This is a genomic window from Nocardia takedensis NBRC 100417 (assembly GCF_000308695.1).
Classification (GTDB): domain Bacteria; phylum Actinomycetota; class Actinomycetes; order Mycobacteriales; family Mycobacteriaceae; genus Nocardia; species Nocardia takedensis.
The window spans coordinates 1-468 of sequence record NZ_BAGG01000165.1 but is presented as its reverse complement, the minus strand read 5'-3'; the positions used below and the strand labels follow the sequence as shown (position 1 = coordinate 468).

The following is a 468-nucleotide window of genomic DNA, read 5'->3' as shown; positions in this document are numbered from 1 at the left end:
AGACCGCATCCCTGGGGGACGCCACACCCACGGCACCGGAGGAGACCGCGTCCTCGACGATCTCGGAGGACGCCCTGTCTGCCGAGCCTTGGGGGGCCACCGCGCTCACGGCAGCAGGCGACACCCCCACCACACCCACGGACCCACCCGCCCCCGGCGGAGCCTGCTCCAAAATCACATGCGCGTTCGTCCCACTGATCCCGAACGAGGACACCCCCGCACGACGCAACCGCCCCGACCCCACCGACCACTCCCGCGCCGAACCCAACAACCGCACCGACCCCGCATCCCAATCGATCTCCGGACTCGGCTGCCCCACATGCAACGTCGCGGGCAACACCCCATGACGCATCGCCTGCACCATCTTGATCACACCCGCCAACCCCGCCGCCGCCTGCGTATGACCCATATTCGACTTCACCGACCCCAACCACAACGGCCGCCCCGGATCACGACCCTGACCATAAG

Annotated in this window: 1 protein-coding gene; it reads right to left on the bottom strand. The window is 68.6% G+C overall.

The annotated features are described in order from the left end of the window. Positions 1-468 (bottom strand): ketoacyl-synthetase C-terminal extension domain-containing protein (locus ON30_RS41835; RefSeq protein ID WP_306307398.1); only part of this gene is annotated, 468 nt, incomplete at both ends.